General features: G+C 43.2%; 15 protein-coding genes. 8 read left to right on the top strand and 7 right to left on the bottom strand.

The window, feature by feature from the left end; all coding sequences use genetic code 11:
• Window positions 1-47 precede the first annotated feature (47 nt).
• A complete protein-coding gene (locus NC238_06535; GenBank protein MCM1565594.1) occupies window positions 48-1,235 on the bottom strand; it encodes a pyridoxal phosphate-dependent aminotransferase in 1,188 nt (395 codons plus the stop codon).
• 203 nt (window positions 1,236-1,438) lie between these two features.
• Here NC238_06535 and NC238_06540 point away from each other — a divergent pair, with 203 nt between their 5' ends.
• From NC238_06540 to NC238_06560, 5 genes are all read left to right on the top strand, one after another.
• Window positions 1,439-2,617 (top strand): GGDEF domain-containing protein, encoded by a 1,179-nt coding sequence (locus tag NC238_06540; GenBank protein ID MCM1565595.1) that lies wholly within the window; start codon window positions 1,439-1,441, stop codon window positions 2,615-2,617.
• A 135-nt stretch (window positions 2,618-2,752) separates the two neighbouring features.
• Window positions 2,753-3,427, top strand: coding sequence for a response regulator transcription factor (locus NC238_06545; protein MCM1565596.1), 675 nt, complete (start codon window positions 2,753-2,755; stop codon window positions 3,425-3,427).
• Between the two features lie 16 nt (window positions 3,428-3,443).
• Window positions 3,444-4,922 carry a HAMP domain-containing histidine kinase gene (locus tag NC238_06550; protein MCM1565597.1) on the top strand — a complete coding sequence of 493 codons (1,479 nt, stop codon included), beginning with the start codon at window positions 3,444-3,446 and terminating at the stop codon, window positions 4,920-4,922.
• Between the two features lie 21 nt (window positions 4,923-4,943).
• Window positions 4,944-5,456, top strand: a complete 513-nt coding sequence (locus NC238_06555; protein ID MCM1565598.1) for a hypothetical protein — start codon at window positions 4,944-4,946, stop codon at window positions 5,454-5,456.
• Between the two features lie 34 nt (window positions 5,457-5,490).
• Window positions 5,491-6,333 (top strand): DegV family protein, encoded by an 843-nt coding sequence (locus NC238_06560; GenBank protein MCM1565599.1) that lies wholly within the window; start codon window positions 5,491-5,493, stop codon window positions 6,331-6,333.
• Window positions 6,334-6,822: 489 nt separating this feature from the next.
• Here NC238_06560 and NC238_06565 read toward each other — a convergent pair whose 3' ends face one another.
• Window positions 6,823-7,776: a helix-turn-helix transcriptional regulator gene (locus NC238_06565; protein MCM1565600.1), complete on the bottom strand. Its 954-nt coding sequence runs from the start codon at window positions 7,774-7,776 to the stop codon at window positions 6,823-6,825.
• 369 nt (window positions 7,777-8,145) lie between these two features.
• On the opposite strand from NC238_06565, the gene modA reads away from it, so the two are divergent.
• From modA to NC238_06580, 3 genes are all read left to right on the top strand, one after another.
• Entirely contained in the window at window positions 8,146-8,952 is an 807-nt protein-coding gene (modA, locus tag NC238_06570) for a molybdate ABC transporter substrate-binding protein (protein ID MCM1565601.1), read from the top strand.
• A gap of 269 nt (window positions 8,953-9,221) precedes the next feature.
• Window positions 9,222-9,914 (top strand): molybdate ABC transporter permease subunit, encoded by a 693-nt coding sequence (gene modB, locus NC238_06575; protein ID MCM1565602.1) that lies wholly within the window; start codon window positions 9,222-9,224, stop codon window positions 9,912-9,914.
• Between the two features lie 5 nt (window positions 9,915-9,919).
• Window positions 9,920-10,570 carry an ATP-binding cassette domain-containing protein gene (locus NC238_06580; GenBank protein MCM1565603.1) on the top strand — a complete coding sequence of 217 codons (651 nt, stop codon included), beginning with the start codon at window positions 9,920-9,922 and terminating at the stop codon, window positions 10,568-10,570.
• A 148-nt stretch (window positions 10,571-10,718) separates the two neighbouring features.
• On the opposite strand, the gene NC238_06585 is transcribed toward NC238_06580, so the two are convergent.
• From NC238_06585 to NC238_06605, 5 genes are all read right to left on the bottom strand, one after another.
• Window positions 10,719-12,134: a DEAD/DEAH box helicase gene (locus tag NC238_06585; GenBank protein ID MCM1565604.1), complete on the bottom strand. Its 1,416-nt coding sequence runs from the start codon at window positions 12,132-12,134 to the stop codon at window positions 10,719-10,721.
• A 288-nt stretch (window positions 12,135-12,422) separates the two neighbouring features.
• On the bottom strand, window positions 12,423-13,580 hold the full coding sequence (locus tag NC238_06590) for an ABC transporter substrate-binding protein (GenBank protein MCM1565605.1): 1,158 nt from the start codon (window positions 13,578-13,580) through the stop codon (window positions 12,423-12,425).
• Window positions 13,581-13,716: 136 nt separating this feature from the next.
• Window positions 13,717-14,340: a TerC family protein gene (locus NC238_06595; protein ID MCM1565606.1), complete on the bottom strand. Its 624-nt coding sequence runs from the start codon at window positions 14,338-14,340 to the stop codon at window positions 13,717-13,719.
• Between the two features lie 266 nt (window positions 14,341-14,606).
• Entirely contained in the window at window positions 14,607-14,864 is a 258-nt protein-coding gene (locus NC238_06600) for a hypothetical protein (GenBank protein MCM1565607.1), read from the bottom strand.
• Window positions 14,865-14,890: 26 nt separating this feature from the next.
• A partial coding sequence (locus NC238_06605; protein ID MCM1565608.1) for a Crp/Fnr family transcriptional regulator occupies window positions 14,891-15,542 on the bottom strand: 652 nt, incomplete at its 5' end.

Raw genomic sequence — 15,542 nt, forward strand, 5'->3', positions numbered from 1 at the left:
ATTGCTTATACGAAAGCAATTCTTTTACAGGAACTCGTTTCGATCTGTTATCGGGACCTGAATTCCTGAACCAGTTTTTCAAACGCGGGAATGGAATTTATGATGGTATCCATACTGACGCAATAAGAGATTCTGATATGACCGGGGCAGCCAAATCCGCTTCCGGGCACAAGCAATAAATTGTATTTAACGGCCCTTTTGACAAATTCAACATCGTCCTCGATCAGTGCCTTCGGGAAAAGGTAAAAGGCTCCCTGCGGTTTGACACATTCAAAACCAAGCGCAGTCAAATGCTCATATAAATAATCTCTTTTCTTTTGATAATCCGCGGTATCTGTTTTGACATCAAGGGAATCACCGATCACTCTCTGGAACAATCCGGGAGCATTGACAAAACCAAGCGTTCGGTTGCAAAAGCTTAAAGCGTTATTCAGCAGGTCAGCGTCTTTAATTCGGCTGCTCGTTGCAATATATCCTATTCTTTCTCCGGCAAGGCCGAGTGATTTACTGAAGGAATTAACAATCATGCTATTTTCAAAAATGGACAAGATGTTCGGGATCTTCATCCCGTCATAGACAATCTGGTCGTAGGGCTGATCGGAGATAATATAGATAATCGTACCGTAGTCGTTTTGTTTTTTTTGCAGGATTTCTTTGATTTGTTCCAGTTTCTCCTTGCTGTAAACAATACCGGTGGGATTGTTCGGAGTATTAATAATCATCGCCTTTGTTTTAGGCGAAATCGCTTTTTCCAGGGCGTCCAAGTCCGGCTCGAGTGTCCGGGGGTCCGGCGGCACAATGATTGGTTTCCCGCCATGGTTATCTGTATAGAATAGATATTCAACAAAATAGGGGGCGAAGATAATAACCTCTTCACCGGGATTCAGAAGCGCTTTCAAGACAACATTCAGTCCGCCGGCAGCGCCGACCGTCATGATAATATTATTTTGGGTAAGTTCGATTTGACTGTCATGCTGAAGCGACCGGGCAATTTTTTCTCTGACTTCGGGATAGCCGGCATTGTTCATGTATTTATGAATTCCTTTATAATTCCCGGTGACATAGTTTTTTAGAGATTCTATGATCTCTTCCGGCGGCTCAGAAAAGGGATTGCCCAAACTGAAGTCATAGACGTTTTCGCGTCCATAAATTTTGGTGAGTCTTTCCCCTTCCTCAAACATTGCTCTAATCCAGGAGGCATTTTTCAAATTATTGGTTACTTTTTCCGAAAACACGCGCATTTCTCCTTTAGAACATCTCATATTATTACTGGTATTATTCTACCTCATTTGATCTTGACAAAAAAGTCTATTTGCTAAAGTCCGGCAAAATATCGGTATCGATGAAAAAAACGTCAGGAATAAAAGAAAACAGGAATATAGAAGAAAATGTCGAATTTTACAATTAATCAGACGAGAAAAAGATTCGAGGGATTAAAATGTTCTATGCCTATTTAAATGATCAGGCTGCAGTCATTATCATTTTATGTTTTTCTTTTCTGAATTCCGTATTTGTATTTACCATGAACAAGGAAAAGAGTTTTTCAGCTCTTTTCGGATTTAGTTTTATTGCACCGTTTCTCTTGGCACTGCTTAGTATAGTCTATCCTGACATGGTACTGCGTATTAAAGTGCTTCACCATACAAATTTTGCTTTTCTCTGCTTGTTGTTTATACTGATATTATCATGGCGGTGGAAGAATTACGCTGCATCTGCCGCTTTAAGCGTAATTTTTCCCTTTTTGGTACTTTTCGTGGTCATGAAGGCCGACCACCTGCCGGTTATTCTGACGATGACGGAATTCTTAAGCGGCGCGGATGTCGTCCTGACGGCTGGTATTGTTGTATTGTTGCATAAATTCGTTAGTGAAAAGCAGATATCATTGACCTGGGGAGTCATATTTATGGGTTTTGGACAGCTACTCCAATATGAATTTCCTACCAATTCCTCTTTCCTGATTCCGTTCTGTCAGTTTGCCGCGTACCTGCTGTTTTACTGTTATATCCAAAAAACATCCAAGGAGCCATATCGTTTAAGATTGGTGAACGCTGAAGAGAAGATCGTAAATATCAATAAGACCATTAACTACGAAGTAAAGAGAAAAATGCTGGAAATGGAATTGCACAATGAACACCTGCTCAACATGGTCCAGAGAGACCCTCTCGTTGATGCGTATAATAAAAAGGGGATCATGAGTTATTTAAAGAACCTGATGGATGATCCCAAGACAGGCGAATTTACCCTCATGCTTTTTGATATTGATAATTTTAAAAGCATCAATGATAACCGGGGACATGTTGTCGGGGACATGGTTCTTAAAAAGGTTGTAAGTATTGCCAAGGAAAATATCAGGGAGTTTGACATACTTGGTCGTTACGGCGGAGATGAGTTCTTGGTCATTTTGCCAAAAACTAAAATAACGGATGCCTTGATTATCGCCGAACGGTTCAGAAAAAGAGTCAGTGAAGAGCCGGATATTTCGGTCTCCATAGGACTGGCTGCTTATCCGGAAGATGGCAGGACAACCCAGAAGCTGATTGAGACCGCCGATGCCGGCCTGTATCAGTCCAAAAGGGTCGGTAAGAACGCAATAAGCCATATCGGCTCAAAGATCTGAATTTTCACAGAATATTAATCGATTGTTCACGAAATGTACACATTCATTCCTTAGAATATCATCATTCAGGGATACAATCCCTCCTGAAACAAATAGAATCATAGATTGTTAGGAAGACCTAAAGGGGGTTAGGCAATGACTGCAGGGAATATACTTATCGCAGATGATGAAGCCAGAATGAGGAAACTGGTTGCTGATTTTTTAAAAAAGGAAGGGTATACCGTCATCGAAGCGGAAGATGGGAAACAGGCTCTGGATATTATTCATTCCGGACAGCATATCAGCCTGGCCATCCTGGATGTCATGATGCCCGAGACAGATGGATGGACGGTATGCAGGGAAATCCGAAAGAACGGCCAGACTCCGGTCATCATGCTGACGGCAAGATCTGAGGAATCGGATGAGCTGTTCGGTTTTGATCTGGGCGCAGATGAATATATTACGAAGCCTTTCAGTCCGCTGATCCTGGTCGCGCGGGTGCAGGCCCTTCTTCGCAGAACCAGTGATTCGAAGGCTAGCGTTAAGAACTTTGACGGCCTGGAGATCGATAAAAACAGGCGAGTCGTAAATATTGACGGAGAACGGGTAGATTTAAGCCCGAAGGAATATGAACTGCTTTTATATCTGGCAGACAATGAAAGCCTGGCTGTATCGAGGGAACAGATCTTGAATTCAGTCTGGGATTACGATTATTATGGCGACGCCAGAACTGTGGACACGCACATCAAACGGTTGAGGTATAAATTAGGAATCAAAGGAGACTTTATTCAAACCGTCAGAGGATTGGGATACAGATTTGAGGCAATCTGAATTTGAGGTAATTCTAATGAAATCATCAATTAAACTAAAGCTATTCACTGCCATAAGCTGCCTGACTGTATTGTATGTTTTGCTTTCGTGGTTTTTAAACGACCAGTTTCTTGCGAAGTATTACTACTTAAACAAGGAAAGCACCTTGAAGGAGTACTACCATGAGATCAATGAAGACTATGATGGCGAGCCGTTCAATATTTTACTCGATCTGGAGAAAATTGAGAGGACCGAGGGCCTGAACATTACGATTCTTGATTCATCCATGTATATCAAATATATTTCTTCATTAAAAGAAGAAGAATTTTTTCATGAGCCGTTCAAAAAGCCTGGAGGCTCGGATTATGCGTTCATTCCTGATATTTCGATCCTTAAAGATGCTCAGAATTCCACGCAGCCTGTGATTGTTAAATCCACCGACCGCAGATTGAATTCCGATTTTATTAATCTGGTTGGACAGTTAAATAATGGAGACTATCTGTACTTGAACACTCCGGTGGTTGCGATCGAGGAAAGTGCGGCAATTGCCAATAAGTTTTCTCTTATTACGGGTTTGTTTATTATGGTTATCGGGGTGCTGATCGTATTTTTCTTCACAGACAGATTTACCAAACCGATTCTTCATCTGAATGAGATCGCTCAATCTATGGTCAAATTGGATTTTGGCAAAAAATACCCGGTGCAGACCTACGATGAAATTGGCGAACTTGGGTCAAGCATTAACTCGCTTTCCACCCAATTGGAGAAATCGATCAATGAGCTCCGGCAGGCCAACGAAAAGCTCATGGAGGATATCGAAAGAGAAAGAAAAATAGACGACATGAGGAAAGAGTTTATTTCCAATGTTTCACATGAGCTAAAGACGCCGATTGCACTGATCCAGGGCTATGCCGAGGGGCTTAAGGTCAATGTCAATGAAAGTGAAGAGGATAAAGACTTCTATTGTAATGTGATTATTGATGAAAGCGCTAAGATGAATAAGCTTGTCAAACAGCTTTTAGAATTGTCGCAGATCGATGGAGGCTATACCCGGCTGGAAAAGATTGATTTTGATTTAAACGAACTGGTCGAATTTGTCCTCAGAAAGAATATGCTGCTGATTAAAGAGAAGAATATTCAGCTGATGCAGGAAGTTCAGGATAAATTTACGGCGAATGCCGATATTGATAGGATTGAACAGATCATTGTGAACTATCTGGTCAATGCGATTAATCACGCGGACCAACGCAAGGAAATTAGAGTCAAGCTCGAAAAAGCAGGACAAAAAGCCAGGGTCAGCGTTTTTAACTCCGGTATTCCCATTCCTGAAGAAGCTCTGGATAAGATTTGGACCAGCTTTTATAAGGTGGATAAAGCAAGAACCCGTTCCTACGGTGGCACAGGCCTTGGCTTGTCGATCGTCCGGGCGATTCAGGAACAGCATGGCAATGCGTATGGGGTTCAAAATGTGGAGAATGGCGTTGAGTTTTGGTTTGAGGTAGATCTAGTGGAATAACAAGAAAAGAGGAATTTGTGAGTGAAAAAGAAGTTATTGGTTGTGGGACTTGTTGCCTTACTGATTATGTTGACAGGGTGTTCAGCAAGTACTTTTTCGACGACAACGGACGATACGGCAATAGCACAGACGGAAAGTACACAGACCGAGGGAGTCCGGCCAACCCGGCAAATGGATTTACTCGGAAAAGTGGTCAGTGTGAGTAAAAAACAGCTGATCGTCACAGAACTGCAATCTTCGGATTCTTCACAAAGCGAGCAGAAAGCAGCTCCGCCGGAACAAGGAAATACGCGTGTAGAAACCTCGTCAGCACCGGAAATGAATGACGAGGCGACCGGTATGAACTATACAATTATCATTGCTGAAGATACCCCGATTTTCAGTAGAACGGGCGCAGATGGCGCTCAGGAGACCAGCATTAATCTGAGTGATTTAAAAGCGGGCGATATCCTGAGAATATGGGTGAATGAACTGAATACTTCAGAAGAATCCAACGCAGTATACGTGGAATTAACGTCGCGGCAAACGACTTAAGTCAGAAGTTTCAAGAAAGAAAGTAGGATGAAGTATGAAAAGAATTGCTTTGGTCACTGATAGCACTGCGGATTTGCCGGACGAGCTATCAAAAAAATGTCTGGCCCATGTTATTCCTCTTAAAATTCTATTTGGGGAAAAAAGTTTTGTGGATGGAGAAATTAGCCCTAAAGAATTTTATCGGTGTCTAGAACAGGAAGAAGAGCTTCCAAAAACCTCTCAGCCTTCCCCGGAACAGTTTGTTTCGTTATACTCGATGCTTCTTGAAGAATATCAGGAGGTTATTTCTATTCATATTTCTTCCGGCTTAAGCGGTACCTTGAACGCGGCCCATCTGGCCAAAGAGAAAATAAAAGGTGCCGTTCATCTTGTGGATTCTAAGACCATAAGCCTCGGTTTGGGCTTGATGGTAATGGAGGCATCCAAGGCCATCAAAGAGGGTCTGGGATCGATTCAAGTTCTGGATAAGCTTCAACAGGCCAGAAATAGTGTTGAAACGCTTTTCACCTTAAATACGCTGGAATACCTCCAAAAAGGCGGAAGAATTGGCAGGGTATCCGGGTTTATGGGGACACTGCTGAATATCAAACCGGTAATCCGGGTAGGCGATGACGGAATTTACCAGAATTTTGGCAAAGTCCGGAGTCAGGAGAAGGCCTTAAAAAGCATTGTCAAGGCTTTTCAGGACTTTGCTGGGAAAAGGACAAATATCAAATTTGCCGTTGCGCATGGATCGGCTCCCCAGGCAGGACTATATTTGAAAGAAGAACTGGAGAATGCTTTTCAAAAACCGGCGGAGATGTTCGCGCAGGTTGGAGCCGTAATAGGTGCCCATACAGGACCGGGGACAGTCGGAGCGGCTATTCAGCTGGAGTAGCCGGATAACAATACGACATATGTCTAGTGAATTTTGAAGTGCGTCTTAAACTTTTTCTTGGGCTGTTGCAGCCTCGCACAAAATACATCGCTCACACGTTATCGCAGCTATAAACAGGAAGCCACGCTAACATTTCAAAACCTCTGGGCTTAATGTAAGTCGTCGCTCCTTGCTATCCATGGCACCGCGACATTAGGCCATCCGTGGCCATCAACCGTTGAAATGTTTTAACGCTTAGGCTTCCTGTTTACTTAACGCTGCTACCACTAAAGTTTGCTTACGTATTTTGTGCAAGTCTGCAATGTTTGAAGGAATTAGCATAAATAATTAGCATGGGGAGAGGGCGTAACGAAATAAAATCTTTATTTCGGTTGCGCCCCTTCTCACTTTATACTATGAAATTTTTACCGGCTGATTGCCACCAAGAGCCACATATACATAATATTTTCGCGGGCCGCTTTCGCGATCCTGCTTGTTTATATGCTTTGGCTACTCCATTATTTCGCCCATCCGCGAGACATCATAGCCGCCCAATCCCTTGACTTCCTTGCGGTAGGCCTCAGAACGGATAATGGCCAGTAGGGTCTGGAAGTGCGGTTTAGTCAGGTCTTCCTGGCGTATCACGAGGTCATATCTTTCCGTTTGCAGCGGAATAAAGTCAAGCCCTAACACCTGCATAGCGGCTTTTTCAATACCCAGTCCAAGATCGGCTTCTCCCCGCGCAACTTTGCTGGCCACGGCCATATGGCTCATTTCTTCGTCGTAATAGCCATTAATGATGTGGTGCGGGATACTTTCCATGCGCAGTTTTTCATCAAGAAGGACACGGGCCCCCGAGCCGCGTTCACGGTTAATAAAATGGATATCCGGTCTGGTCAGGTCTTTCCAGGATATGATATTTTTGGGGTTACCACGAGGGACGTAAAAACCCTCTCGACGATAGGCAAGGTTAATCACAATAGCCTGATGTCCGGGCATAAGTCTTCGGATATATGGAAGATTATAATCATCAGCATCACTGTCCCAAAGATGAACCGCTGCAATGTTGGCCTCGCCTCTATAAAGCGCCAGAAGGCCATCAATGCTTCCGATATAGTTTTTTAAAAATTTGATATTCGGGTATTGTTTCAGGAGATGACGGGTAAGAATATCCAGAATGACATCCTGACCACAAATAACAATCGTATCCGATAGAGAGAGATCCAAAGCGCGGACTGGCTCTGCTGAACGATCAGAGAAAGAATAAGAAAAAACGTCGGTCGTCATTGAGGCACCTTTGCTTTTCTGAATATAGGCTTCGATATCCTTGTCCTCTACTCTTACCTTACGTCCAACCCGGTATGCTGCAAGATCCCCGCGTTTAATCAATTCATAGACGGTATACTTGGATATTTTAAGTTTCTGGGCTACTTCTTCAGGAGTATAGGAAGTGCTTGCGAGCAATGCCGGTCACCCCAATTTTTAAATATGATTGTTTTATTATATCACAGGACAAAACAGTACTCAAAATAAATGAACAAAACAATACGAATCATGGGAGAGTTTGGAGTTGCACAGATGAAAAGAATTACGCCTATTATACAGATTCAGGCGCATTAGAACGTATATATACCAAGCATAAAACAAGGAGCAATGGAATGTTAGGTTATGTTAAGTTGTTTTATTGGTTTATATTAGTTTATGATTAATATTGAAGAGCTAAATTATATGGTATATAATTATTTATGCTTGTTTAAGCTGGTTTGTATTTGCTTATCTTTGGTAGCCATAAGGGGAAAAAATTATATCATTTATCTTTAGGAGGAAAATTCAATGAAAAAGTTTGGTGGAATTCTGATTATGCTTTTGGTTGCATGTTTGGTACTTGTCGGCTGCAGTAGCTCGGGTAGCTCAGCAAATGGTAATGAACAAAACGGAACTGTTCCGGTCGAGAAAAAAGAGATTTTTGTATCAGCAGCGGCCAGTTTAAAAGATGCCATGACAGAAATAGAAACACAATATGAAGCCAAAAACGCGGGGATTAATCTGACGATTAACTATGGTTCATCTGGTTCTTTGCAGCAGCAGATTGAGCAAGGTGCGCCAACCGATTTATTTATTTCAGCAGGGAAAAAACAAATGGATGCATTGGAAAAAGGAAACCTTTTAGCGGAAGGTACCCGGATGAACCTGCTTGGAAATGATCTTATACTGATCACAGGAAAAGATAACAAAAGTATCACCAGTTTCCAGGATCTTACCAAGGCAGATAAAATCAGCATCGGTACCCCGGACAGTGTACCGGCAGGAAAATATGCTCAGGAATCCTTGACCAGTATGAAATTATGGAGCACGCTGCAAGCTAAATTCGTGATGGCCAAAGATGTCACCCAAGTACTGACATACGTGGAAAGCGGAAACGTTGATGTAGGTATTGTCTATCAGTCTGATGCTCAGGGATCCGATAAAGTAAAAGTCGTTGCAGTTGCGCCGGCTGACAGCCATAGCGCCATTGTTTATCCTGCAGCTGTAATTGCCGGTACCAAAAATCTGACGGAAGCGAAGAATTTCTTAAGTTACTTAAGCAGTGGCGAAGCTCAACAGATTTTTGTGAAATATGGTTTTAAAATAATTAAATAAGAAAGAATCATTAATAAATATTCGATGGAATCTGACAGCATGATAAATATTTAGTTGTTTTATATCTAAATAATAGGTTATGATAATATTTGCCCAAAATAAATAATAAAGATGTCAAATTATCAAAATCATGCGGGCAGATTTTTAGCAGTAAAGGAGCGGTATGTTAACGCAGTATTGCTTAAAATCCGCTGTCATGTATTTCATATTTGATTTGATAGGGTACTGTGCATGAGGATATTTGTTTTGTCGGATTAGGAGAGACGCTAATGGGCTTTGACTACACACCAATTATCTTATCCCTAAAAGTCGCAACGGCAGCAGTTATTATTGTTGTTTTGTTGGGGATCCCTTTAGCCGGTCATATGGCCAGACGAAATTTTCCGGGGAAGGATCTGGTAGAGGCTTTTGTCACTCTGCCGTTGGTTCTTCCTCCTTCGGTCGTTGGCTTTATTCTTCTTTGGCTGTTCGGTAAGAATGGACCTTTAGGTCAATTTCTGGCCGGTGTTTTTCATGTCAGCGTCGTGTTCAATCTGGCAGGTGCAGTCATTGCTGCGGCTGTAGTGTCATTCCCTATGATGTACCAATCGACGAAAGCTGCAATGGAGGGAGTCGATAGAACGCTGGAGAATGCTGCCCGTACCTTGGGTGCAGGTGAGCTGCGCGTTTTTCTTACCATCACAATCCCGCTTTCCTGGCCGGGTATTGTCTCGGGGTTCATCCTATCTTTTGCGCGTTCTCTTGGAGAATTCGGAGCCACACTCATGATCGCAGGCAATATTCCCGGAAAAACACAAACCATGCCGATTGCGATTTATATGGCCAATGAAGGCGGGGATACTGCAACGGCGATGATCCTGGTTGTGATCATGACGGCATTCAGCTTTTTAGTGATCTTTTGGCTGAACCGTTGGTCAAAAAGGCAGCAAAAAGGATTGATTCAGGAAGAGGGGAGTGAGTAAGTAAGATGCTAAAGGCTAAATTTAATTTAACGCTTCGCCATTTTGAGCTTAAGGCCGAACTAGAAGCTGAGAATGAAATACTTGTCCTTGTTGGACCCTCAGGCTCGGGAAAAACGACGATCTTAAAATGCCTGGCCGGACTGAAAACTCCTTCCCAGGGGATCATTCAAATCAACGACCGCATCGTCTACTTCTCGGAGAATAAGATTGATTGTCCTCCAAAAGAGAGAAGGGTGGGATACGTATTCCAGGAGTATGCCTTGTTTCCTCACATGTCGGTCAGAAAGAATATCTTATACGGGGTAAGCAAGGAAAAGCGTCATGCCAAACCGCGGGCCGCTGAGGATATGATGGAAATGCTTGGCATCCTTCACCTTCAGAACCGTTATCCGCAGCATATTTCAGGAGGAGAAAAGCAACGGGTCGCTTTGGCCAGGGCATTAATGACCGAACCGGAGATCATGCTACTTGATGAGCCATTGTCGGCGCTTGATCAGGAAATAAGAAGCGAACTGCAGCAGGAACTAAAGAAAATCCAAAGCCAGTGGAAAATTCCTTTTGTTCTGGTTACCCATGATCTTACTGAAGCAGAACTGCTGGGGGATCAGATCATCCGCATAGACAGGGGCCAAAGCGTTTCCAATAGAAGACTATGATGCAAAGCTTTGGAGGCATTAATGGCTAAACTCTGTCATTTGTTCTTGAATAAATCGCAAAAATCCTTCCCGCTAAAAACGGAAAGGATTTTTTTAAATTGCTGCCAAAATGTTTATAAATTGTAAACCACCTTATGGGTATATGCGTTTAGAATTTCCGTTTCGGAAACCTTGAAGGGTATTTGCTGTTATCGCGGTTTCGGTGGAATCCTTGCTGCTGGTCAAACCTGCGGGGCTGCCTACTACGCAAAGGCGCTTCCTCGGTCAGCACGATCGGAGCCGTATTTGGCTCCTTCGTCAGTAGTTTCAGCGCAGCGGATAACAAAGTGATAGAATCGTTGTCCTCCAACAATTCTTCCGCCATTTCCTTGTAGCGTAAAATATCTTCGTCCTCAGCAGCTTTAAGAATTTTATCCATGGTCATGCGCTGCTGGCCGACAAGTACGTCGTTAAAGGTCGGCAGAGGCTTGCGCGTAATTCTTCTTTTGGCGACCTGCTCAATCAGTCTTAAATGGCCGATCTCTCTGGGCGTAACAAATGTAATCGCTTGTCCGCCTTTGCCGGCTCGGCCGGTACGTCCGATTCTGTGGACATAGCTCTCAGGATCCTGCGGAACGTCAAAATTATAGACGTGCGTAACGCCGCTAATATCCAAACCTCTGGCCGCGACGTCCGTAGCAACCAGAATTTCCGTTAAACCTTCTTTAAAATGCCGCATAACCATATCGCGCCTGGACTGGGTAAGGTCGCCGTGGATTCCCTCGGCGGAATAACCTCTTTTGCTTAAAGCCTCAAACAGCTCATCGACCCGCCGCTTTGTCCGGCCGAAGACAATGGCCAGATCAGGAGACTGAATATCCAGCAGGCGGCAGAGTACATCGAACTTTTGCTTTTCTTGGACTTCCACGTAATACTGCTCGATTTGAGGGACGACGATTTCTTTGGTTCTCATACTGATAAATTCCGGAGTCTGCATAAAGCGCTGGGCCAGATCCAGAATGGATTTTGGCATCGTTGCCGAGAAAAGCAGCGTCTGCCTTTGTTCGGGAACTTCCTTCAGAATGCTTTCAATATCTTCCACGAAACCCATACTGAGCATTTCGTCTGCTTCATCAAGCACAACCGTTTCAACCTGTTGCAGACGGATGGTCCTTCTTCTCATATGGTCCATCAGCCGTCCGGGAGTCCCCACAATAATCTGCGGCCGGTTTCGCAGAGAACGGATCTGCCGGTCAATATCCTGTCCGCCGTAAATTGGCAGGGACCGGACACCTTTAAACTGACCAATACGGTTCAGTTCTTCAGCTACCTGGATAGCCAGTTCCCGGGTTGGTGTGACCACGAGGGCTTTGATACTTTCTCTGTCAGGATTCATACGCTCAATCATCGGAATCCCGAAAGCAGCTGTCTTGCCTGTTCCGGTCTGGGCCTGCCCGATAATATCCTTGCCTTCCAGGGCAAGCGGGATCGTTCTCTCTTGGATCGGTGTGGTCTCTTCAAAGCCCATTTCAGAAATAGCTTTGGTCAGTACATTACTGAGGCCTATTTCAAAAAAATTTGACATGTACAATGATTCTCCTTTTTTATCGCGTTTACTATTTTATTATGACAAAAACCGCTTCATATCATTTATTTATTTTTATAAATGATAATAAATGAAGCAATCGTTATAATATCTAATCAAACATAATCAAACCTATCTAAACATTTTAGCACATAACTGGAAAACAGGGAAGTTAAATACAACTGTTGAAAGAAACAGGAAAAAAATTACATAAAAATAGAAGCATAAAAGCATAGAGACACTGCTTTCTTTCATGCGTCTATCTTTAATCACGTTCGGTAATTTGCTTTATTGAACATCCACGCGTGCAGCAAATACTTTTTGGCCCTCCACAAACTTCAGGATGGCAGCGCTTTTCTCAGGATTATGGGTTGCGGGATTCACGGTGATTGTACCGGTGATTCCTTGAAAATCTGTCAGGTTTTCGAGGGCTTCTCTGATCTTTTCCGTATCTATGCTGTTCGCCTGCTCAATGGCTGTGATGATCATGTTCGCAGCGTCGTAGCCAAGTGCGGCAAACATATCAGCATCCTGACCGTATTCCTTTTTGTAAGCAGCTGCAAAGTCTGCTAGGCCCGGATCATCCAAAGCGACCTGGTCCACATAATAAGCACTGTTCAGTGCGGTTTTGCCGGCAATGTCAGTAATCGGCCCTGTTCCCCAGCCATCACCGCCAAGGAAGACTGTGTCAAATTTCATTTCACGGGCCTGCTTCATAATCACCCCGGCTTGATTGGCCCATCCGGGGATAAAGATCACATCAGGATTTTGAGTTTTGATTTCTGCAAGCATGACCCGAAAATCCGTATCCTGGCCGGAAGTGTATTCTTTAGAAATAATAATTTGTTTGCCCGCTTTTTCAAAAGTATCCTGAAAACCTGCTGCCAAACTCTTGGCAAAGGTGCCGTTCTGATCGATCATCAGCGCAGCTTTGGACGCATTCAGTGTGTTCAGCGCATAGGAAGCAGCGATTCTTCCCTGGAAAGCGTTGATAAAGCAGCTCCGGAACACCCATTTGTTCAACCCGGCATCGCCGACGGTAATGCTTTCGTCTGTGCCGGTCGGCGTAATCAGCAGCACATTGTTGGCGGACACAACAGGGATTGCTGCAAGCGTATCCGCATTCGTCATCGGACCAAGGATCGCAATGACTTTATCCTGTGTAACCAGTTTGGTGGCCGCTGCGGTTGATTCGGCAGCATTGGACTGATTGTCCGTACTGATGTATTCAATTTGGCGTTTAAGTACGCCGCCTTTTTCATTTGCTTCTTTAATGGCAAGCTTAGCTCCGTTTTCACCGTTGATTCCAAACGCGGCTATTTCTCCGGTCAACTCAAAATTACCGCCAATTTTTATAGTCGCAGTTTGTTGAGCATTGCAGCCGGATACAAGCATCAGACATAGTCCTGTAATCAAGGTGGCAGAACAGATTTGTTTAAATTTCATTCTTCTGATCCTCCTACGTTTCCAACCATTTTAATCGTATAGTTTATCGGGGAAAGTGTCAATAAGAGAATCGTTTTAACAATTAAGTTTGCTTTTTACGATGTTCCTCAGAACACAAGCAAAATTTTTTAAGCTATTACTTTGCCGAGCAGTTTTTTTGTTTCTTCCATTGTCCAATAAGCAAAACTCCGGCAGTAACCAAAGTAATCAAACTATATTTAAGTACCGGATCGCTTACAAAGTTTGCAAGCAAAGGCTCACTGGTAATCATTTTTCCTGCAGTAAAAGCAATGATGGCTGCACCCAGACTAATAATAAACGGAAAACGGTCCATTAGCTTAATAATTAACTTGCTGCCGAATACCATAATGGGTATGCTGATCATTAAGCCAAGTACGACCATGATATAGCTTCCATGAGAAGCTCCAGCAATTGCCAAGACATTGTCGATACCCATGACTGCGTCGGCAATGATAATTGTACAAACAGCCGAAAGTAAAGTATCCTGACATTTTACTTTGTCGTGGTCTTTCTGTTTGGACAACAGTTTAAAGGCGATAAATATTAGAAGGATGCCTCCGCCTAGCATCAGACCTTTGATTTGAAGAAGCCATACAATGGCAATTGTAGCCAGGATCCTGATAATGACAGCCCCCCCGGTTCCCAAAAAGATCGCTTTATTTTGAAGGTTTTTGGGTAAATTGCGACAGGCAAGCCCAATGACAATCGCATTGTCTCCGGCTAGAACAAGGTCAATCATCACAATAGATAATAGGCTTGTTAAGAACTGAGTAATAGATAAACCTAGTATTTCCACTTATCTCACACCTTTCAATTAAGTTTATTTAATTTCATTAAAATCACGGAGACCAATTTCGTTAACCTTAAAAGCAAAATAAAAAGAGACTTTAACCAAAGTTAAAGTCTCGCTAACAACCAAGTTGCCTCAGGACCGGGACATCATCTGTCCGTAATGACGGCCTTGAGTATTAAGCTACTCCCTGTAACAAAGCTATTATAGCAAAGCTACTTGAAATCGGCAAGAATATTTTGATTGTCTCTTAGGCGTTTCAGATAAGCCCGAGCTTCATTTTCTGTCAAGAATACTTCAACCCGGTCGTCCCCGATTTCAGCATCATCCCAGGTAAGAAATCTATCCGGCGAAAGCTTGGTGATATTCCAGCAAGTACCAGTATCGTTGTCTTTAAAGACAGTCGTTGTACTTGTAAGCATATGGCCATAATCATCGAAGCCAAATGTTCTTGCAAAGGTGTCCTTCGTCATCACAACACTCCTTCAGGTCAACAACTTCATTCGCTGAATTTTTTTAAAACTTCATAATCTTTTATTTTAACCGCTGTACTGTGGAAATCAATCATCCCTTCGTCTCGCATTTTACAGAGTTCACGGGAAAGGGAAGGGCGGGATACGTTGATGAAATCGGCCAAATCATTTCGGTTGAGGTTTAACTGAAATGTATGATGGCCTGCCTTCTCATATTCATCGAGTAAGTAGGCGCTGATCTTGCCCCGGAGACTCTTGATTGAAAGGTATTCTACCTTTTTATTAAGCATTAATGCCCTGTTCGATAAGACTTTCAGCATATTCATGATCAATTTCTTATGGCTGATGCATACTTTCTCACAGCAGCCGACAATTTTGTCCTGAGGAAAAAACATCACCGCACAGTTCGATTGGGCGATGACTGTGACCGGCCAGGACTTTGTACCGGAATAGGCGGCCATTTCTCCGAACATTTCTCCGGGGCCGAGAACACTGATTAAAACCCTGTTCCCGGAAACCGTCTCTTTGGTGGAGGAAACATTCCCGCTCAAAACTATACCGATTTTGGAGAGCGTTTCACCAGCTAAGGTCAGGCATTCATTCTTTTTATAATCATAGATCTTTATATCCATACAATGAAGAATACCTAGAATTTCGCTGGGTTCGATCCCGTCAAAC

Source organism: Dehalobacter sp. (genome assembly GCA_023667845.1).
In the GTDB taxonomy this organism is placed as follows: domain Bacteria; phylum Bacillota; class Desulfitobacteriia; order Desulfitobacteriales; family Syntrophobotulaceae; genus Dehalobacter.